Source organism: Aurantimonas aggregata (assembly GCF_010500835.1).
Lineage (GTDB): Bacteria > Pseudomonadota > Alphaproteobacteria > Rhizobiales > Rhizobiaceae > Aurantimonas > Aurantimonas aggregata.
The window spans coordinates 41619-59799 of sequence record NZ_JAAAMJ010000012.1 but is presented as its reverse complement, the minus strand read 5'-3'; the positions used below and the strand labels follow the sequence as shown (position 1 = coordinate 59799).

Annotated in this window: 20 protein-coding genes; all 20 read left to right on the top strand. The window is 65.2% G+C overall.

Features of this window, described 5'->3' with window-relative positions; translation table 11 throughout:
- Positions 1-18 precede the first annotated feature (18 nt).
- The 20 genes from rplF (at position 19) to GTW51_RS14995 (ending at position 18173) form a co-directional block, all read left to right on the top strand.
- The gene (gene rplF / locus GTW51_RS15090) at positions 19-552 is read left to right on the top strand and encodes a 50S ribosomal protein L6 (RefSeq protein WP_163044859.1); all 534 of its coding nucleotides are present in this window, start codon (positions 19-21) and stop codon (positions 550-552) included.
- 8 nt (positions 553-560) lie between these two features.
- The gene (gene rplR / locus GTW51_RS15085; RefSeq protein ID WP_163044858.1) at positions 561-923 is read left to right on the top strand and encodes a 50S ribosomal protein L18; all 363 of its coding nucleotides are present in this window, start codon (positions 561-563) and stop codon (positions 921-923) included.
- A gap of 107 nt (positions 924-1030) precedes the next feature.
- Complete coding sequence (gene rpsE, locus GTW51_RS15080) at positions 1031-1588, top strand: 30S ribosomal protein S5 (protein WP_163044857.1); 558 nt, start codon at positions 1031-1033, stop codon at positions 1586-1588.
- Between the two features lie 51 nt (positions 1589-1639).
- Positions 1640-1843: a 50S ribosomal protein L30 gene (gene rpmD, locus GTW51_RS15075; protein ID WP_163044856.1), complete on the top strand. Its 204-nt coding sequence runs from the start codon at positions 1640-1642 to the stop codon at positions 1841-1843.
- Positions 1844-1964: 121 nt separating this feature from the next.
- Complete coding sequence (gene rplO / locus GTW51_RS15070) at positions 1965-2435, top strand: 50S ribosomal protein L15 (RefSeq protein WP_163044855.1); 471 nt, start codon at positions 1965-1967, stop codon at positions 2433-2435.
- 142 nt (positions 2436-2577) lie between these two features.
- Positions 2578-3921: a preprotein translocase subunit SecY gene (gene secY / locus GTW51_RS15065; RefSeq protein WP_163044854.1), complete on the top strand. Its 1344-nt coding sequence runs from the start codon at positions 2578-2580 to the stop codon at positions 3919-3921.
- Positions 3918-4565 carry an adenylate kinase gene (locus GTW51_RS15060; RefSeq protein WP_163044853.1) on the top strand — a complete coding sequence of 216 codons (648 nt, stop codon included), beginning with the start codon at positions 3918-3920 and terminating at the stop codon, positions 4563-4565. Before secY ends, GTW51_RS15060 begins: the two co-directional genes overlap by 4 nt.
- A gap of 197 nt (positions 4566-4762) precedes the next feature.
- Positions 4763-5131: a 30S ribosomal protein S13 gene (gene rpsM / locus GTW51_RS15055; RefSeq protein WP_163044852.1), complete on the top strand. Its 369-nt coding sequence runs from the start codon at positions 4763-4765 to the stop codon at positions 5129-5131.
- An 80-nt stretch (positions 5132-5211) separates the two neighbouring features.
- Positions 5212-5601: a 30S ribosomal protein S11 gene (gene rpsK, locus GTW51_RS15050; protein WP_163044851.1), complete on the top strand. Its 390-nt coding sequence runs from the start codon at positions 5212-5214 to the stop codon at positions 5599-5601.
- 204 nt (positions 5602-5805) lie between these two features.
- A complete protein-coding gene (locus GTW51_RS15045; RefSeq protein WP_163044850.1) occupies positions 5806-6834 on the top strand; it encodes a DNA-directed RNA polymerase subunit alpha in 1029 nt (342 codons plus the stop codon).
- 140 nt (positions 6835-6974) lie between these two features.
- Positions 6975-7397, top strand: a complete 423-nt coding sequence (rplQ, locus tag GTW51_RS15040; RefSeq protein WP_163044849.1) for a 50S ribosomal protein L17 — start codon at positions 6975-6977, stop codon at positions 7395-7397.
- A 122-nt stretch (positions 7398-7519) separates the two neighbouring features.
- Positions 7520-8542, top strand: a complete 1023-nt coding sequence (locus tag GTW51_RS15035) for an NAD-dependent epimerase/dehydratase family protein (RefSeq protein WP_163044848.1) — start codon at positions 7520-7522, stop codon at positions 8540-8542.
- A 249-nt stretch (positions 8543-8791) separates the two neighbouring features.
- Positions 8792-8965, top strand: a complete 174-nt coding sequence (locus GTW51_RS15030; RefSeq protein ID WP_163044847.1) for a hypothetical protein — start codon at positions 8792-8794, stop codon at positions 8963-8965.
- A gap of 119 nt (positions 8966-9084) precedes the next feature.
- Positions 9085-10647 (top strand): Do family serine endopeptidase, encoded by a 1563-nt coding sequence (locus GTW51_RS15025; protein ID WP_163044846.1) that lies wholly within the window; start codon positions 9085-9087, stop codon positions 10645-10647.
- A gap of 1 nt (position 10648) precedes the next feature.
- Complete coding sequence (locus GTW51_RS15020; RefSeq protein WP_163044845.1) at positions 10649-11998, top strand: replication-associated recombination protein A; 1350 nt, start codon at positions 10649-10651, stop codon at positions 11996-11998.
- Positions 11999-12240: 242 nt separating this feature from the next.
- Positions 12241-13848: a BCCT family transporter gene (locus GTW51_RS15015; RefSeq protein WP_163044844.1), complete on the top strand. Its 1608-nt coding sequence runs from the start codon at positions 12241-12243 to the stop codon at positions 13846-13848.
- Positions 13849-14072: 224 nt separating this feature from the next.
- On the top strand, positions 14073-15053 hold the full coding sequence (locus tag GTW51_RS15010; protein ID WP_163044843.1) for an RluA family pseudouridine synthase: 981 nt from the start codon (positions 14073-14075) through the stop codon (positions 15051-15053).
- Positions 15053-15760 (top strand): HAD-IA family hydrolase, encoded by a 708-nt coding sequence (locus GTW51_RS15005; protein WP_163044842.1) that lies wholly within the window; start codon positions 15053-15055, stop codon positions 15758-15760. The genes GTW51_RS15010 and GTW51_RS15005 overlap by 1 nt, the downstream gene beginning before the upstream one ends.
- A 71-nt stretch (positions 15761-15831) precedes the next feature.
- The gene (locus GTW51_RS15000; RefSeq protein WP_163044841.1) at positions 15832-16557 is read left to right on the top strand and encodes an ATP12 family chaperone protein; all 726 of its coding nucleotides are present in this window, start codon (positions 15832-15834) and stop codon (positions 16555-16557) included.
- Positions 16558-16640: 83 nt separating this feature from the next.
- Positions 16641-18173, top strand: coding sequence for an acyl-CoA carboxylase subunit beta (locus GTW51_RS14995; protein WP_163044840.1), 1533 nt, complete (start codon positions 16641-16643; stop codon positions 18171-18173).
- Positions 18174-18181 lie beyond the last annotated feature (8 nt).

The window sequence follows — 18181 nt, the reverse complement described above, 5'->3', positions numbered from 1 at the left end:
AACGGACAGGGTTTCGATATGTCTCGTATTGGTAAAAAGCCGGTCGCCGTACCTGATGGCGTGACTGCGTCCGTCGATGGGCAGACCGTCACGGTCAAGGGACCGAAAGGCGAGCTCTCCTTCGTGGTGAACGAAGAAGTGCTGGTGAAGATGGAAGAGGGCGCGATCCAGGTGGATCCGCGCGACCAGTCCAAGGATGCGCGGTCGAAGTGGGGCATGTCCCGCACGATGATCTCGAACATCCTGAACGGCGTGAAGACCGGCTTCGAAAAGAAGCTGGAGATCAACGGCGTTGGTTATCGTGCCTCGCTGCAAGGCAAGAACCTGCAGCTGGCGCTTGGCTTCAGCCACGACGTGCTCTATCCGGTGCCGGAAGGCATCCAGATCGTCGTTCCGAAGCCGACGGAAATCGTCGTCTCCGGCATCGACAAGCAGCGTGTCGGCCAGGTCGCCGCTGAAATCCGCGAATACCGCGGTCCCGAGCCGTACAAGGGCAAGGGCGTGAAATACGCGGACGAAACCATCGTCCGCAAGGAAGGCAAGAAGAAGTAGGGCTCGTTATGGCTACACCGAAGGAAAACCTGCGGCGCCGTGCTTCGCGCGTCCGCCGCTCGCTCAAGAAGGTGGCGAATGGCAGGCCTCGCCTGTCCGTTCACCGCTCGTCGAAGAACATCTATGCGCAGATCATCGACGACGAGGCGGGCCGGACACTGGCTGCAGCTTCGAGCCTCGATCTCAATCTGCGCGAAGCACTGAAGACGGGGGCCGACACGGCCGCCGCAGCTGCCGTGGGCAAGCTCGTCGCCGAGCGCGCCAAGGAGGCTGGCGTTACCGACGTGGTTTTCGATCGGGGCGCTTTCATCTATCACGGCCGCATCAAGGCTCTGGCTGATTCCGCCCGTGAGGGCGGGCTCAACTTCTGAGCCAGCCGTTCCGCCGGCATTGCGGCGGCGGAATGGCAACGAACCGGACGGTCGCCCTGGCGGCCGTCTTCGCTTAGACGCCTCCGGAAAAGAACAAGGAACAGGATATGGCGCCTCGCAATGACAGACATGACGATCGCGACGACGGTTTCGTCGACAAGCTCGTCCACATCAACCGCGTCGCCAAGGTCGTCAAGGGCGGCCGTCGCTTCGGTTTCGCCGCGCTCGTCGTGGTCGGTGACCTGAAGGGCCGCGTCGGCTTCGGCCACGGCAAGGCCCGTGAAGTGCCGGAGGCGATCCGGAAGGCGACGGAAGCCGCCAAGCGCGACCTGATCTTCGTTCCGCTGCGCGACGCTCGCACGCTGCATCATGACACCGAGGGCCGCCACGGCGCCGGCAAGGTTATCCTGCGCGCGGCCGAAGCCGGTACCGGCATCATCGCCGGTGGTCCGATGCGCGCCGTGTTCGAGGCCGTCGGCATGCACGACGTCGTCGCCAAGTCGCTGGGATCGTCGAACCCCTACAACATGGTTCGCGCCACGTTCGACGCGCTGAAGCAGGCGGTTCACCCCAAGGATGTTGCGGCTCGCCGCGGCTTGAAGTACTCGACCCTGCAGGCACGTCGACGCGATCTCGCGGGCGTTTCGGTATCGGCCGAGGATTGATTGGACGGGCAGGGGGTCGACCCCTGCCGCTTTGAGTGAAGGAGCCAATCGATGGCCGACAAGAAAACTGCGGGTAACACGATCACCGTCGAGCAGATCGGCAGCCCGCTCCGCCGTCCCGACGCCCAGCGCCAGACGCTGGTCGGGCTCGGCCTGAACAAGATGAACCGCCGCCGCACGCTCGAGGACACTCCTGCAGTGCGCGGCATGATCGCCAAGGTCCACCACCTCGTTCGCGTGATCGAGGAGGCCTGATCATCGATGCGGGCGCGGCCATCCGGCCGCGTCGCTTCGAAAGGCACAACCCATTGCCAGAGCATCTCTGCCGTCCCCTTTCGTCGGGACATCGCGTCGGGGATACTCCAGGAGAAGACTGATGAATCTGAACGAGATCTCCGACAAGCCCGGTGCCACCCATTCGCGCAAGCGCGTCGGTCGCGGCATCGGTTCGGGCACCGGCAAGACCGGTGGCCGCGGCGTGAAGGGGCAGAAGTCCCGCTCGGGCGTCGCCATCAACGGCTTCGAGGGCGGCCAGATGCCGCTGTTCCGGCGCCTGCCGAAGCGCGGCTTCACCAACATTTTCGCCAAGGACTTCACCGTCGTGTCCGTCGGGCGCATCCAGCAGGCGATCGACGCCGGCAAGCTCGATGCCGCCGGTGACATCGACGTCGCCGCGCTGAAGGCGGCGGGTGTCGTTCGTCGCACCAAGGACGGTGTCCGTCTGCTCGGTGATGGCGAACTGTCCGCGAAGATCAGCATCACTGTCGCGGGCGCGTCCAAGTCGGCGGTCGAGAAGGTCGAGAAGGCTGGCGGATCGGTGACGTCGGGAACCAGCACCGCGGCTTAAGCTGCGGCTTGCGCCCCACGTTCGACCCGCCTATCTCTCGGGCTCCCTCGTTGAGGGAGCCCGTTCTCTACCCGGGCCGGCGGGTTTCGCCTGAGCGTCTCTCGACCGACATGCGGGACGACAACCCGGAGACATCCCCTTCATGGCATCGGCTGCGGAACAACTCGCCGCTAACCTGAATTTCTCCGCCTTTTCCAAGGCTGAGGACCTCAAGAAGCGTATATGGTTTACGCTTGGCGCGCTTCTGGTCTACCGGCTCGGGACGTATATCCCGATGCCTGGCATCAATCCGGACGCGCTGGCGCAGGCCTTCTCCCAGCAGTCGTCGGGCATCCTCGGCCTGTTCAACATGTTTTCCGGCGGCGCCATCGAGCGGATGGCGATCTTCGCTCTCGGAATCATGCCCTACATTTCGGCGTCGATCATCATCCAGCTCATGACCTCGGTCGTGCCGTCGCTGGAGACGCTGAAGAAGGAAGGCGAGCAGGGCCGCAAGGTCATTAACCAATACACCCGCTACGGCACCGTGCTCCTGGCCACAGTCCAGGCTTACGGCATTGCCGCTGGCCTGGAATCGCAGCCGGGGATCGTCGTCGATCCGAGCTGGTTCTTCCGTCTTTCCGCCGTGATCACGCTGGTTGGCGGCACGATGTTCCTGATGTGGCTCGGCGAGCAGATCACCGCCCGCGGCATCGGTAACGGCATCTCGCTGATCATCTTCGCCGGCATCGTTGCCAACCTGCCCTCGGCCATCGCGAACCTGCTGGAACTCGGCCGGACCGGTGCCCTGTCGACCGCGATCATCCTTCTGGTGATCGTCGTGGCGATTACCTGCATCGCCGGGATCGTGTTCTTCGAGAGGGCGCAGCGACGATTGCTGATCCAGTACCCGAAGCGCCAGGTCGGCAACCGAATGTTCCAGGGCGACACGTCGCATCTGCCGCTGAAGCTGAACACGTCGGGCGTTATCCCGCCGATCTTCGCCTCCTCGCTTCTGCTGCTGCCGGTCACGGTCGCCAACTTCACCGACACGACGCAGCTGCCGGGTTGGGCGACCACCGTCGTCGCCTCGCTCGGCCATGGCCAGCCGCTTTACATGTTCTTGTATGCCGCGCTGATCGCCTTCTTCGCCTTCTTCTACACGGCGGTCGTCTTCAGCCCGAAGGACACCGCCGACAATCTCAAGAAGCACGGCGGCTTCATTCCGGGCATCCGCCCGGGTGAGCGCACCGCGGACTACATCGACTATGTCCTGACCCGGATAACCGTCATCGGCGCCATCTATCTGGTGGTGATCTGCCTGTTACCCGAATTTCTCATATCGGCCGCCGGCATTCCGTTCTATCTCGGGGGCACTTCGCTGCTGATCGTCGTCAGCGTGACCATGGATACCGTCGCCCAGGTTCAGGGCCATCTTCTGGCTCACCAGTACGAGGGCCTGGTCAAGAAGGCGAAGCTCAGAGGGGGGAGACGAGGGGGCAAATGATATTGATTTTGTTGGGGCCGCCGGGCGCGGGCAAGGGAACCCAGGCTCATCGGCTGATCGAACGGCTGGGCGTACCGCAGCTGTCGACGGGGGATATGCTCAGGGCAGCGGTGGCTGCCCAGAGCGAAGTAGGACTGCAGGCCAAGGCCGTCATGGATGCCGGCAATCTCGTGTCCGACGACATCGTCAACGCGATCGTGTCGGAGCGGATCGACCAGCCTGACTGCGCCGACGGCTTCATTCTCGACGGCTATCCGCGCACCCTGGTGCAGGCGGATGCGGTGGAGGCGATGCTGGACGCCAAGGGCCTGGCGCTCGATCATGTGATCGAGATGCGGGTCGACGACGACGTGCTGGTCAAGCGCGTCTCCGGCCGGTTCACCTGTGCCAAGTGCGGGGCGGTCTATCACGACGAGGACCGCAAGCCGACGGTGGACGGCGTCTGCGACGTCTGCCAGTCGACGGAGTTCAAGCGCCGGCCCGACGACAACGCCGAAACCATGCGCACCCGCCTGAGGTCCTATTACAAGGATACCTCGCCGCTGGTGGGCTACTACCACTGCAAGGGCACGCTGCGCTGGGTGGATGGCATGCAGGATGTGGACGCGGTGACGCAGAGCATCGAGCGTATCGTCAACGGCTGACGCTGCGCCAGCGACGACCCGGGGCAGGCGGTTGACTTGTCAAGCCCCGATGATCTATATCCTGCGCCTATTCGCGAATCCTTTGCGATCGGCGCAGGCCTTCATTCGGAAGTCCTGTATCGGTCGTTGTCGGCTGTAGGGCTCCCGCATCTTGTGCGAGGCAGCTTCTCTGCCCATTTAATTCTAGGAGTATGGTTGTGGCACGCATCGCTGGCGTCAACATCCCGACGAACAAGCGCGTCGTCATCGCTCTGCAGTACATCCATGGCATCGGCTCGACGTTCGCGAAAGAGATCGTCGAAAAGGTCAATCTCGGCGAAGAGCGCCGGGTGAACGACCTCACCGATTCCGAGGTTCTGCAGATCCGCGAGATGATCGATCGCGACTATCAGGTCGAGGGCGATCTTCGCCGCGAGACCGCGATGAACATCAAGCGTCTGATGGATCTCGGCTGCTACCGCGGCCTGCGCCATCGCCGCGGCCTGCCGGTGCGCGGCCAGCGCACCCATACCAATGCCCGCACCCGCAAGGGTCCGGCAAAGGCCATCGCAGGCAAGAAGAAATAATTCGCGGCGCGCCTTCGGGCGCGCTGTCGGTGTAGCCGCTGGAATAACGGCGGTGTCGATATCAACAGGACCGAGTTTATATGGCTAAAGAAGCACAGCGCGTTCGTCGCCGCGAACGCAAGAATATCACGTCGGGCGTCGCCCATGTGAGTTCGACCTTCAACAACACGCTGATCACCATCACCGACGCGCAGGGCAATACGATTGCCTGGTCCTCGGCCGGTGCGCAGGGCTTCAAGGGGTCGCGCAAGTCGACGCCGTTCGCCGCGCAGACCGCGGCTGAAGACGCAGCCAAGAAGGCCCAGGAACACGGCATGCGCACTCTCGAGGTCGAGGTGTGCGGACCAGGTTCGGGCCGTGAGTCGGCGCTTCGCGCGCTGCAGGCAGCGGGCTTCACGATCACGTCGATCCGCGACGTTACGCCGATCCCGCACAATGGCGTGCGTCCGCGCAAGAAGCGCCGCGTTTGATCTGATCCGGCTGCGACGGGCTTCGGCCCGTTTCGCGGCCGGTCGAGGTTGCGGCGGTCGGCGCGCGCCTCTCGGGCTGCGCGCCGAAGCATAATTCAAGCCGAGAAGCCGGGTCCGATCGCCCATGCGATCCGACCGACAGGCTCCGGTATCAGAACCATCGCCACGATTGGATAGTGGCGAGGAAACTGGAAGGCATCCGTCATGATTGCTAGCAATTGGCAAGACCTCACCAAGCCGAACCAGGTCGTCTTCAAGAACGGTGGAAGCCGGACGAAGGCGTCGCTGACCGCTGAGCCGCTGGAGCGCGGTTTTGGCCTGACGCTTGGCAACGCGCTCCGCCGCGTTCTCCTGTCGTCGCTTCAGGGCGCGGCCGTCACGGCCGTCCAGATCGACGGTGTCCTGCACGAGTTTTCGTCGATCCCGGGCGTCCGCGAAGACGTGACCGACATCGTTCTGAACGTGAAGGAAATCAACATCGGCATGCAGGGCGAAGGCCCGAAGCGGATGGTCCTTCGCAAGTCCGGCCCGGGCGTCGTTCGCGCCGGTGACATCCAGACCGTCGGTGACATCGAGGTCCTCAACCCGCAGCACGAGATCTGCACCCTCGACGAGGGCGCCGAGATCCGCATGGAATTCACGGTCGACACCGGCAAGGGCTACGTCCCGGCCGATCAGAACCGCGCTGAAGACGCGCCGATCGGGCTGATCCCGGTCGACTCGCTGTTCTCGCCGGTCAAGAAGGTGTCCTACAAGGTCGAGGCCACCCGCGAGGGGCAGGATCTCAACAAGGACAAGCTGACCATGTCGATCGAGACCGATGGCTCGATCACGGGCGAAGACGCGGTGGCCTATGCCGCCCGTATTCTCCAGGATCAGCTGGCGGTGTTCATCAACTTCGAGGAGCCGCAGCGCGACCAGCGCGCTGGTGCCGGCGCCGACGAGCAGATCGCCGAACTGGCCTTCAACCCGGCGCTTCTCAAGAAGGTCGACGAACTAGAGCTTTCGGTTCGTTCGGCCAACTGCCTGAAGAACGACAACATCGTCTACATCGGCGATCTGATCCAGAAGACCGAAGCCGAGATGCTCCGCACCCCGAACTTTGGTCGCAAGTCGCTGAACGAGATCAAGGAGGTTCTTGCCTCCATGGGTCTCCACCTCGGCATGGACGTCACCGATTGGCCGCCGGAGAACATCGACGATCTGGCCAAGCGCTACGAAGACCAGTACTGAGCATGCACTGCCGCTCCCGGCCTCGACGGTCGGGAGCGTTTTCAATCATTTAAAGGAACGGCGGCCTGTCGCTAGTCGGCAGGGACGCAAAGATCCCGACCCCCGGCCCTGGAGCCGGTAGACTTCCCGAGGAAAATCCCATGCGCCACGGCAAAGCCGGACGGAAACTAAACCGAACCGCCAGTCATCGTAAGGCGATGTTCGCCAACATGGCGGCGTCCCTGATCCTGCATGAGCAGATCGTCACCACGCTGCCCAAGGCGAAGGACCTGCGTCCGATCGTCGAGAAGCTGGTGACGCTCGGCAAGCGCGGCGATCTCCACGCGCGCCGCCAGGCGCTCTCGAAGGTTCGCGACGGCTCGGTCATTCCGAAGCTGTTCGACACGCTCGCACCGCGCTACGCGGACCGCCAGGGCGGCTATTGCCGCGTCCTGAAGGCCGGCTTCCGCCGCGGAGACAATGCGCCGATGGCCGTGATCGAGTTCGTCGATCGTGATCCAAACGCCCGCGGCGCCATCGACCGCGATCGTCTCGAGGACGAGGGCCAGGACGACGCGTCCTGATCCATTCGGTTGATCCGAAAATCGCTATCGACGGAGGGGCCCCAGCGGCCCCTTTTTCATGTCCGCAGATCGGCGATCATCCCGCAAAGCTGTTCGACATCCGGGCACATGAGGAACTGAGCATGGCGAGCGACACAGTCCTGATCACGGGCATTTCTGGCTTCATCGCCAAGCATGTGGCCCTGATCCTGCTCGAACGGGGCTACACCGTCAGGGGCACCGTGCGGTCTTCCGCCAAGGGCGAGGAAGTCCGGGTGACGCTGGCCCGCCACGGCGCAGCCGTCGACCGGCTCGAAATCATCGAAGCTGACCTTCTCTCGGATGCGGGGTGGGCCGAGGCCGCCGCCGGATGTCGCTTCGTCGTCCACATGGCATCGCCTTTCCCGATGGCGCAGCCGCGCGACCGGTTCGCGCTGGTGCCTGCCGCACGGGAGGGGACGCTGCGGGTGATCGGCGCCGCGCGGGACGCCGGGGTCGAGCGCGTGGTGATGACCTCGTCTATCGTCGCCGTCTATCAGGGCCACGGGAGCCGCGCCGACGCGCGCTACGGCGATGCGGACTGGTCGAACACCAACGATCCCTCCGTCGGTGCCTACGCCGTGTCCAAGACCGTCGCCGAGCGGGCCGCCTGGGAGGCGACGCGCGGGACAGGCCTGGAACTTGCCGTCATCAACCCCGCCTTCGTTCTAGGCCCGCTGCTCGACGCCGATGCCGGCACCTCGGCGATGCTCATCGCCATGATGATGCGCGGGCGCACGCCGGTCGTGCCGGATGTCAGCTTCGGCATCGTCGATGTCCGGGATGTGGCACAAGCTCACATGGCGGCGATGGAGACGCCGGCGGCCGCTGGGCATCGCTTCATCCTGTCGGCAGGGACGCGATCGCTGATCGAGATCGGCCGCCATCTTGCCGCGGCCGATCCCACCTTGCGGCGGCGGGTGCCGCGATTCGTCCTGCCCGACTACGTGGTCAGAATGGCGTCGAAAGTGTCCGCGCAGGCTCGTCTCCTGGTGCTGGAGCTTGGCCGCGCGAAGGATCTCGATGCCGATCCTGCCCGGACAAATCTCGCCATTGTGTTCCGGACGCCGGAGGAGGCCATCGCCGCGACGGCTGCCAGTCTGCGCGAATACGGTCTCGTGCGTTAAGGCGTTGAAAACGTGGAGGGTCTGACGCGGTCTAGTGCGTTAACTGCTCAGCGCGCGAAAGCCGTGAGTGTGGCGCAAAAGTCATCGTTGGCGCCGGCTTGGCGTGCCATACGAGCCACACGGTTCGAGGAATTCTGAAAATTCGGCGGAAACACGGCAACCAAATGGCCGCCCGGGCATTTTCGACCCCAACATAGGGACGTGCGCTGCGTCACAGTGGCGAGCTTTTACACGGGTTAAACTACTTCCATGCACGATGTGACCACGAACAACCTCAAGGGGCCTTCCACCATGCGCCGGACATTGCTGACGCTTCTCGGTGCGGTCGCCGCATTCGGCGTGCTGACGGCCAGCTACGCGACGGCAGAACTGCCGGAGCAGGCGCCGAGCGCCATCACCACCGGCACGACCGATCTGCGATAGCAGCCACAAAATCGACCAAGCTTGTGATAAGGGGCCCTCGTGGCCCCTTTTTCGTTGTCGGTCCCGCGTAATCCGCCGGGCCCAGACGACGCGGGGCGCTGTATAACGACAGGCGGGTCATGCGTCCGAACCAACTTTTCAGAATACTCCTGGTCACGCTCGTCGCCATTCCTTCGCTGCCGCAGGGCGCGGTCGCAGAGGAGGGGTGGAGCCTGCGCGGCCTCGTCCAGAGCCTCTTCGGCGAGGGCGATGATCCCGCTACTGGCGAAGGGCCGTACCCAGATCCAACCGTACCGCGCCAGCCTGACGCAGCAAGCCCGGTTCCGGCTGTGCCGGTTCCTGGAGACGCGGTCGGCGCGGACCGACGCGTTCCCGGCGGCAATGCCGAGATCCAGCTGTCATTCGCCCCGCTGGTCAAGGAGACGGCGCCCGCTGTCGTCAACGTCTATGCCGCCCGCGCCGTGCCGGCGCGCCAGTCGCCCTTCGCCAACGATCCGTTCTTCGGCCAGTTCTTCGGTCAGCGCTTCGATTCGCGCCCGCGCATGGAATCTTCGCTCGGCTCCGGGGTGATCGTCGATGCGACGGGTCTGGTCGTCACCAACAACCACGTGGTCGCCGACGCCGACGAGGTGAGGATCGCCTTCGCCGACGGGCGCGAATTCCAGACCACCGTTCTCCTCAAGGACGACAAGGTCGATCTGGCAGTGCTGAAGATCGACGGGGAGGGCCCGTTCCCGATGCTGGCCATGGCCAATTCCGACGGGCTGGAGATCGGCGACCTGGTCCTGGCCATCGGCAATCCCTTCGGGATCGGCCAGACCGTCACCAACGGCATCGTCTCGGCGCTCGCCCGCACGCATATCGGCGTCAATGATTTCGGCTTCTTCATCCAGACCGACGCGGCGATTAATCCCGGCAATTCCGGCGGCGCGCTCATCGACATGCAGGGGCAACTGGTCGGGGTGAACACCGCCATCTTCTCCCGGTCGGGCGGGTCCAACGGAATCGGATTTGCTATCCTCTCCAACATGGTAGCGAGCTTCGTTCGTGCAGCCCGCGAAGGCGATCGCTTTGAGCAGCCGTTCCTCGGCGCGGGCTTCGCGCCGGTCACGCCGGACATCGCCGAGGCGCTGGGGCTCGATCGTCCGACAGGTGCTCTCGTTCATGAGGTCGGCGGCGGCACGCCCGCTGCCGAGGCGGGGCTGGAGGTCGGAGACGTCATTCTGACGGTCGGCGACGTCGCCATCGACAGTCCCGATGCGCTCGGCTATCGTCTTGCGACGACGGGCATCGGCGGTGTCGCGAAGCTGCAGATCCTGCGCGGCGACGAGCGCCTTGCGTTGGATCTGCCGCTGCAGCCGGCACCCGAGACGCCGCCCCGCGACGAACGCGTCCTCGGCGGAGACACGCCCTTTGCCGGCACGACCGTGCTCAACCTCTCGCCGCGCGTCGCTTCCGAACTGGACCTGCCGATGAACAAGACCGGCGTCGTGGTGACGGCGGTCGCCCGGGGCTCCTACGCCGCGCGGTTCGGCCTCCGTCCCCGCGACATCCTGCTGACGCTGAATGGCGAGACGATCGAGTCGACAGAGGCGCTGGAAACGATGCTCGGTGGCCGTTTCCTGGGCTGGCGCTTCGAACTCGAGCGGGACGGTCGCCGCATGGCGCAGATGGTGCGCTGAGATGAGTGATCTTTTCGGCGATGCCCCCGCCGCACCCCACGGCTCTCCACGCGCTGCCGTCGCGTCGGACGACCGGTCGCGCCCGCTTGCCGACCGGCTGCGGCCTCGGACGCTGGGCGAGGTGGTCGGGCAGGAGCATCTGACCGGCCCGGACGGGGTGCTGTCGCGCATGCTGGATGCGGGAAGCCTCGGCTCGATGGTGTTCTGGGGCCCGCCCGGGACCGGCAAGACCACCGTCGCCCGATTGCTGGCGAGCGAGGTCGACTACGCCTTCCAGCAGATTTCGGCGATCTTCTCCGGCGTCGCCGACCTGAAGAAGGTCTTCGAGGCGGCGCGGCTCAGGCGGACCAACGGTACCCGGACCCTGTTGTTCGTCGACGAGATCCACCGCTTCAACCGGGCCCAGCAGGATTCGTTTCTGCCGGTGATGGAGGACGGCACCGTCGTGCTCGTCGGCGCGACGACCGAAAACCCTTCGTTCGAGCTCAACGCGGCGCTGCTGTCGCGCGCCCGTGTCCTGACCTTCCGGTCGCACGGACCGGAAAGCCTGACGCGGCTGTTGGAACGGGCCGAGGAGGCCGAGAGACGCAAGCTGCCGCTCGACGACGAGGCACGGCTGGCGCTGGTGAGGATGGCGGACGGCGACGGCAGGGCGATCCTGACACTCGCCGAGGAGGTCTGGCGCGCGGCGAAGACTGGCGAAATCTTCGACGCAGCGACCGTCCAGGACGTCGTGCAGCGCCGCGCGCCGGTCTATGACAAGAGCCAGGATGGCCACTACAACCTGATCTCCGCCTTGCACAAATCGGTGCGCGGCTCCGACCCGGACGCCGCCCTCTACTGGCTCTGCCGCATGCTGGATGCCGGCGAGAACCCGCTCTATCTCGGCCGCCGGCTCGTCCGCATGGCGTCGGAAGACATCGGCCTCGCCGACCCGAACGCCTTGAATGTCGCCCTGGCCGCCAAGGACGCCTACGATTATCTCGGCTCGCCCGAGGGCGAACTCGCGCTGGCAGAGGCGACGGTGTATCTGGCCGCCGCACCCAAATCGAATGCCGTCTATGTGGCGTACAAGGCGGCGATGCGCGCCGCGCGCGAGCACGGATCGCTCCTGCCGCCGAAGCACATCCTCAACGCGCCCACCCAGCTGATGCAGAGCGAGGGCTACGGTTCGGGCTACGCCTACGACCACGACGCGCCGGAAGCGTTCTCTGGCCAGGATTATTTCCCAGAGGAAATGGGCCGGCAGGCGTTCTACCGTCCCACCGATCGCGGCAGCGAAGCACCGATAGGCGAGAGGATGGCGCATTGGGCCCGGCTGCGCGAGACGGTGAAAAACAACCGTCGTTAGACCTATGGCCAGGATTTTCTTGCCGTCTCATGCAGAAAAAGTCGCCGCCGGGCCACAATCTTGCCTGAAATCGTGTATGACGCGATGGGAGGCCGGGTCTTTGCGCCGCCTCTAGACGCGCGCGCCACCACGACCGCCACCAATTTTTCGGCCGAATGCACCGCGCTGCCTCTGGCAGGCGGTCGCTTGCCGTGGCCTCGGGCACTGCCCGGCTGCACTGCCAGAACCGAGACGAGGAACCGATGAGCACCGAAGAGACGCAGATTCCTGAGGAATCAGTGACCGAATATGAGGTTGGCCAGGATAACCTCCAGCGGTTCGGCCTCGACATCCACAACCCGGTATTCCCCATCTCGGCTGCGGTGATCATCACCTTCGTCGCGCTGACGCTGCTGTTTCCTGAAGCTGTCGACGGCTTCTTCGGCTGGCTTCGCCCGGCGATCACCTCGACCTTCGACTGGTTCTTCATCCTGGCCGGCAACATCTTCGTGCTGTTCTGCCTCTATCTCGTGCTGTCGCCGCTCGGAAAGATCCGTCTCGGCGGCAAGGATGCGCGTCCCGAATTCACCTATTTCGGTTGGTTCTCGATGCTGTTCGCTGCGGGCATGGGCATTGGCCTGATGTTCTACGGCGTTTCCGAGCCGATCACCCATTTTACCGCTTCGCTGGAAGGCGGCAGTGCCGCGCCGCTTGGCGGTGCCGTCGGCAACGAGCTGGCATCGCGCCGCCTCGGCATGGCCGCCACGATCTATCACTGGGGCCTGCATCCCTGGGCGATCTATGCGGTCGTCGGTCTGGCGCTTGCTTTCTTCAGCTACAATTGGGGCCTGCCGCTGACCATGCGCTCGGCCTTCTATCCGCTGCTCGGTGAGCGCGTCTGGGGCTGGCCTGGCCACATCATCGACATCCTGGCGGTTTTCGCCACGCTGTTCGGTCTCGCCACCTCGCTGGGGCTCGGTGCCCAGCAGGCCGTCGCCGGCCTGAACTATCTCTTTGGGATACCGGACACGCTGTTCAGCAATATCGTGCTGATCGTCCTCATCACCGGCGTCGCGCTGCTCTCGGTGCTCGCGGGTCTCGATGCCGGCGTGAAGCGGCTGTCGCAGATCAACATGGGCCTGGCGCTGCTGCTTCTGGCCTTCATCTTCGCGGTCGGCCCGACCCTCGTGCTGGTGCGCGGCTTCTTCGGCAATGGCTGGGAGTACATCAGGGAGCTCATCCCGCTGTCCAATCCGTTCGGCCGCGGCGACGACGCCTACCGCACCGGCTGGACAACCTTCTACTGGGCCTGGTGGATGAGCTGGTCGCCCTTCGTCGGCATGTTCATCGCCCGGGTTTCCCGCGGCAGGTCGGTGCGCGAGTTCATCACCTGCGTTCTCCTGATCCCGACGATCGTGTCGGTGATCTGGATGACCGTCTTCGGCGGCACGGCGCTGACCCAGACGATCGCCGGCTTCGATGGCATCGTCGATGCCGCGCTCGAGGTGAAGCTCTTCGTCATGCTCGACCAGCTGCCGCTGTCGATGATCAGCTCGTTCGTCGGCATCGTGCTGGTGATCGTGTTCTTCGTCACCTCGTCGGATTCCGGCTCGCTGGTGATCGATACGATCACCGCGGGTGGCAAGATCGACGCGCCGGTGTCTCAGCGGGTGTTTTGGGCATCGTTCGAAGGACTGGTGGCGATCGCACTACTTGCCGGCGGTGGCCTGGCGGCCCTGCAGGGAGCGGCCATCACGACCGGCTTCCCGTTTGCCTTCCTGCTCATCGCGCTGTGCTGGTCGACCTTCCTCGGCCTGCGCGCCGAGCGCCGCAAGCCGTTCCTGGAAAACGTCCGGGCGGAAGCAAGCTAGCCCCGGAGCCGCCACGTCGGCGGGGCACGGTCGGCGCTTGCGTGCCGACTATCCCCGCCGGGCGGCTGACGGTATAGAGGCGCAATGATGGAATAGCCCGGTCGCTATCGGCGGAGTGCTCTTCGCACCGCCGGCGTCCGGGTGTCGCGGCCCCGCTTGCGGGGCCGCTTTGGCGCATGTGGCGGTATGATCCGTCCGAGGCGCCGGGAAGGATTAGCCGGATCATGGCATCGGTCGAACAGAAGCGCGTGGAAGACGACGAGGCGGGCCTGCGCCTCGACCGGTGGTTCAAGCTGCATTATCCGGGCCTCGGCTTCGGTCATCTTCAGAAGCTGTTGCGGTCGGGGCAGGTCCGCGTCGACGGCGGTCGCGTGAAATCCGATACGCGGGTTGCGCCGGGCCAGATGATCCGAGTCCCGCCGATCGGCAGCGACGCCGCGCGCCGGGTCGGACCGCTGACACCCAACACGATGCGCGATCGCAACGACACCGACGTGTTGTCGCAGATGCTGATCTACGAGGACGACAAGGTCCTGGTATTCAACAAGCCGGCGGGCCTGGCGGTGCAGGGGGGCTCGGGCGTGTCGCGCCACGTCGACAAGATGCTCGAGGCCTGGCGCAGCCGGAAGGGCGAGAAACCCCGCCTGGTACACCGGCTCGACCGCGACACGTCCGGCGTCCTGGTGGTCGCCCGCACGCGCGGCGCGGCGACCGCGCTGACCCGCTCGTTCCGCGAACGCGACACCAAGAAAACCTACTGGGCGATCGTAAAGGGGGTTCCGGTCCCGCATGACGGCCGTATCTCGACCTACCTGGTCAAGGAGCAGACCGAGGACGGCGACCGCATGCGCGTCGCCAAGCACGGCGAGGAGGGCGCGGACCACGCGCTGACGAACTACCGCGTGATCGAGAACCTCGCGCAGAACTTCGCCTGGCTGGAGATGGAGCCCTATACCGGCCGAACCCACCAGCTGCGCGTCCACGCCCTGCATCTCGGCCATCCGATCCTCGGCGATCCGAAATATTTCGAGCACGACACCAATTGGGACTTCCCGGGCGGCGTCCAGAAGAAGCTGCATCTCCATGCGCGGCGGATCGTGATCCCGCATCCCGACGGCGGCCTCGTCGACCAGGTCGCGCCATTGCCGCCACACATGGTGCAGACCTTCAATCTCTTCGGCTTCGACGAGGAGCTCGGCGACTGATGAAGGCCATTTTGTTCGACTGCGACGGCACCATCGCCGATTCCTTCGGCGTGATCTGCGACATCATGCGGCGGACCTTCCTCGCGCACGGTCTCGATGCGCCCGAGGATGCTGCCACGCGCGACATTATCGGGCTGTCTCTGGACACCGCGATCGGCCGCCTGCATCCGGGAGTCGACTCGCTGCTGCTCGCCTCCCTGGTTACCGGCTACCGCACGCAGTTCCGCGCGGCGCGCGCCGAACCGGATTTCCGCGAAGCCCTGTTTCCCGAGATGAAGGGGCTGATCGATCGGCTGTCGGCGCGCGATTCCCTGCTCCTCGGCATGGTCACCGGCAAATCCCGCCGGGGCGTCGCAGCGATCTGCGAAGCCCACGACATGACGGCGGCGTTTTCCGTGGTTCGCACCGCGGACGACTGCCCTTCCAAGCCACATCCGGCGATGGTGCTGGAATGCTGCGAGGTGCTCGGCGTCGACGCTGGCGAGACGCTGGTGGTCGGCGATTCGATCTATGACGTCGAAATGGCCCGCGCTGCTGGTGCGACGGCATTCGGCGTCGCATGGGGTACCCATCGACCGGACATGCTGATCGCCGCCGGTGCGGCCGCTGTTGCCGGTACGCCGGCGGAACTCGATCGACTGATCGAAAGCTGGCACGACGGCGCCCTAACGGCGCTTCCGCGGGAAGCCCGGGCCGCGCTGTCCTGACCCGGCCGCTCCCGCAACGCTGAAGGTCTGTCTGTGTTTCCGATGGTTTCACTATCCCGACGAGTGACGCGATGAGCCAATCGATCGATCCGCGCCCGGAACTTCCCAAGCGCTTCTACACGGACGTCACCGTGGCGGAAGGCGAGGGTGGTCACGCCATCCTCCTCGACGGAAGGCCGGTCAAGACACCCGCCCGCCGCCCGCTGGCGATACCGAGCCGAGCCGTCGCCGATGCGGTTGCAGCCGAGTGGGACGCACAGCGGGAACGCATCGACCCGGCGACGATGCCCGTCACCCGCCTCGCCAACACGATCGTCGACGCCATCGCCGACAATCCGACGCCGGTGCGGGACGACGTCGCCCGTTATGCCGAGACCGACCTGTTGTTCTATCGCGCCGGGGACCCCGCGCCACTAGTCGAGCGCCAGCACGAACAATGGGACCCGATCCTTGACTGGGCGCATCAGCGGCTTGGCGTGCGCTTCCTGCTCGCCGAGGGCGTGATGCATGTTGCCCAGCCGGCGCCGTCGCTGGCTGCGGTGGCAGGCCACCTTGCCGAAATCGACGACCCGTTTGCCGTCGCGGCCCTTCACCAGGTGACAACGCTGACCGGCTCGGCACTGCTGGCGCTGGCACTGGCCGATGGCCATGTCGGCGCCGAAGAGGCCTGGGCGCTGGCGCATCTCGACGAGGACTGGAACATCGAGCAGTGGGGCGCCGACGCCGAAGCCGAGGCACGACGGGAGTTGCGCTGGCAGGAGATGCAGGCGGCGGCGCTGATTCTCGCCGGCCGTTAAGCCGGCTGACCGGTGAAGTTCGCCTCTGGTTGTGCTAACGGCCATCGGCGGCGCCGGCGACAAGGCGTTCTGGAGGAAAGCCGATGCGGGACATGCTGGGGGAACTCGAGGCGCGGCGCGAGCGGGCCCGGCAGGGCGGCGGCCCGGCGCGGATCAAGGCACAGCACGCCAAGGGCAAGCTGACGGCCCGCGAACGGCTCGACGTCTTCCTCGACGAGGGTTCCTTCGAGGAATTCGACATGTTCGTCCAGCATCGCGGGACGGATTTCGGCATGGCCGACCAGACCATCCCCGGCGACGGCGTCGTCACCGGCTGGGGCACGGTGAACGGCCGCACGGTCTTCGTCTTCGCCAAGGATTTCACCGTCTTCGGCGGGTCGCTATCGGAGGCGCATGCCGAGAAGGTCCAGAAAGTCCAGGACATGGCGCTGCGCAACCGCGCGCCGATCATCGGCTTCTACGACGCTGGCGGCGCCCGCATCCAGGAGGGAGTCGCCGCGCTCGGCGGCTATGCCGAGATCTTCCAGCGCAACGTGCTCGCCTCCGGCGTCATTCCGCAGATCTCGGTGATCATGGGTCCCTGCGCCGGCGGCGACGTCTATTCCCCGGCGATGACCGACTTCATCTTCATGGTCCGCGACACCTCCTACATGTTCGTCACTGGTCCCGACGTCGTGAAGACCGTGACCAACGAGACCGTGACGGCCGAGGAACTCGGCGGCGCGTCGGTGCACACGGTGAAATCCTCGATCGCGGACGGCGCCTACGACAACGACGTCGCCGCGCTCACCGAGATGCGCCGGCTGATCGATCTGCTGCCGGCCTCCAACACCTCGCCGGTGCCCGAACTCGCCTTTTATCAGTCGGTGACCGACGAGGATCCCTCGCTCGATACGCTGGTGCCGGACAACGCCAACAAGCCGTATGACATCAAGGAGCTGATCGCCAAGACGGTCGACGAGGCGGATTTCTTCGAGATCCAGGCGGCGTTCGCCAAGAACATCGTCACCGGTTTCGGCCGCATCGAGGGTCGCACCGTCGGCATCGTGGCCAACCAGCCGATGGTGCTGGCCGGGGTGCTGGATTCCGACGCGTCGCGCAAGGCGGCTCGCTTCGTGCGGTTCTGCGACTGCTTCTCCATCCCGGTCCTGACCTTCGTCGACGTGCCGGGCTTCCTGCCGGGCACGGCGCAGGAGCAGGGCGGCCTGATCAAGCACGGCGCCAAGCTGCTCTTCGCCTATGCCGAAGCGACGGTCCCGAAGGTCACGGTGATCACCCGCAAGGCCTTCGGCGGCGCCTACGACGTCATGGCGTCGAAGCATTTGCGCGGCGACATCAACTATGCCTGGCCGACGGCGCAGATTGCCGTGATGGGCGCGAAGGGCGCCGCGGAGATCATCCACCGGCGCGATGCGGCTGATCCCGAGAAGCTGGCGGAACACACGCGCGAATACGAGGAACGGTTCCTGTCACCCTTCGTCGCCGCCGAGCGGGGCTATGTCGACGAGGTGATCATGCCGCATTCGACGCGGCGGCGGGTCGCACGGGCGCTGGCGATGCTGCGCAACAAGGATCTCGAAAATCCCTGGAAGAAGCATGACAACATTCCGCTCTGAGCGTCTTT

Bases quoted from the DNA above. Each gene is read 5' to 3' on its own strand.
- rplF (WP_163044859.1), top strand. From the start codon at position 19: ATGTCTCGTATTGGTAAAAAGCCGGTCGCCGTACCTGATGGCGTGACT.
- rplR (WP_163044858.1), top strand. From the start codon at position 561: ATGGCTACACCGAAGGAAAACCTGCGGCGCCGTGCTTCGCGCGTCCGC.
- rpsE (WP_163044857.1), top strand. From the start codon at position 1,031: ATGGCGCCTCGCAATGACAGACATGACGATCGCGACGACGGTTTCGTC.
- rpmD (WP_163044856.1), top strand. From the start codon at position 1,640: ATGGCCGACAAGAAAACTGCGGGTAACACGATCACCGTCGAGCAGATC.
- rplO (WP_163044855.1), top strand. From the start codon at position 1,965: ATGAATCTGAACGAGATCTCCGACAAGCCCGGTGCCACCCATTCGCGC.
- secY (WP_163044854.1), top strand. From the start codon at position 2,578: ATGGCATCGGCTGCGGAACAACTCGCCGCTAACCTGAATTTCTCCGCC.
- GTW51_RS15060 (WP_163044853.1), top strand. From the start codon at position 3,918: ATGATATTGATTTTGTTGGGGCCGCCGGGCGCGGGCAAGGGAACCCAG.
- rpsK (WP_163044851.1), top strand. From the start codon at position 5,212: ATGGCTAAAGAAGCACAGCGCGTTCGTCGCCGCGAACGCAAGAATATC.
- GTW51_RS15045 (WP_163044850.1), top strand. From the start codon at position 5,806: ATGATTGCTAGCAATTGGCAAGACCTCACCAAGCCGAACCAGGTCGTC.
- rplQ (WP_163044849.1), top strand. From the start codon at position 6,975: ATGCGCCACGGCAAAGCCGGACGGAAACTAAACCGAACCGCCAGTCAT.
- GTW51_RS15035 (WP_163044848.1), top strand. From the start codon at position 7,520: ATGGCGAGCGACACAGTCCTGATCACGGGCATTTCTGGCTTCATCGCC.
- GTW51_RS15030 (WP_163044847.1), top strand. From the start codon at position 8,792: ATGCACGATGTGACCACGAACAACCTCAAGGGGCCTTCCACCATGCGC.
- GTW51_RS15025 (WP_163044846.1), top strand. From the start codon at position 9,085: ATGCGTCCGAACCAACTTTTCAGAATACTCCTGGTCACGCTCGTCGCC.
- GTW51_RS15020 (WP_163044845.1), top strand. From the start codon at position 10,649: ATGAGTGATCTTTTCGGCGATGCCCCCGCCGCACCCCACGGCTCTCCA.
- GTW51_RS15015 (WP_163044844.1), top strand. From the start codon at position 12,241: ATGAGCACCGAAGAGACGCAGATTCCTGAGGAATCAGTGACCGAATAT.
- GTW51_RS15010 (WP_163044843.1), top strand. From the start codon at position 14,073: ATGGCATCGGTCGAACAGAAGCGCGTGGAAGACGACGAGGCGGGCCTG.
- GTW51_RS15005 (WP_163044842.1), top strand. From the start codon at position 15,053: ATGAAGGCCATTTTGTTCGACTGCGACGGCACCATCGCCGATTCCTTC.
- GTW51_RS15000 (WP_163044841.1), top strand. From the start codon at position 15,832: ATGAGCCAATCGATCGATCCGCGCCCGGAACTTCCCAAGCGCTTCTAC.
- GTW51_RS14995 (WP_163044840.1), top strand. From the start codon at position 16,641: ATGCGGGACATGCTGGGGGAACTCGAGGCGCGGCGCGAGCGGGCCCGG.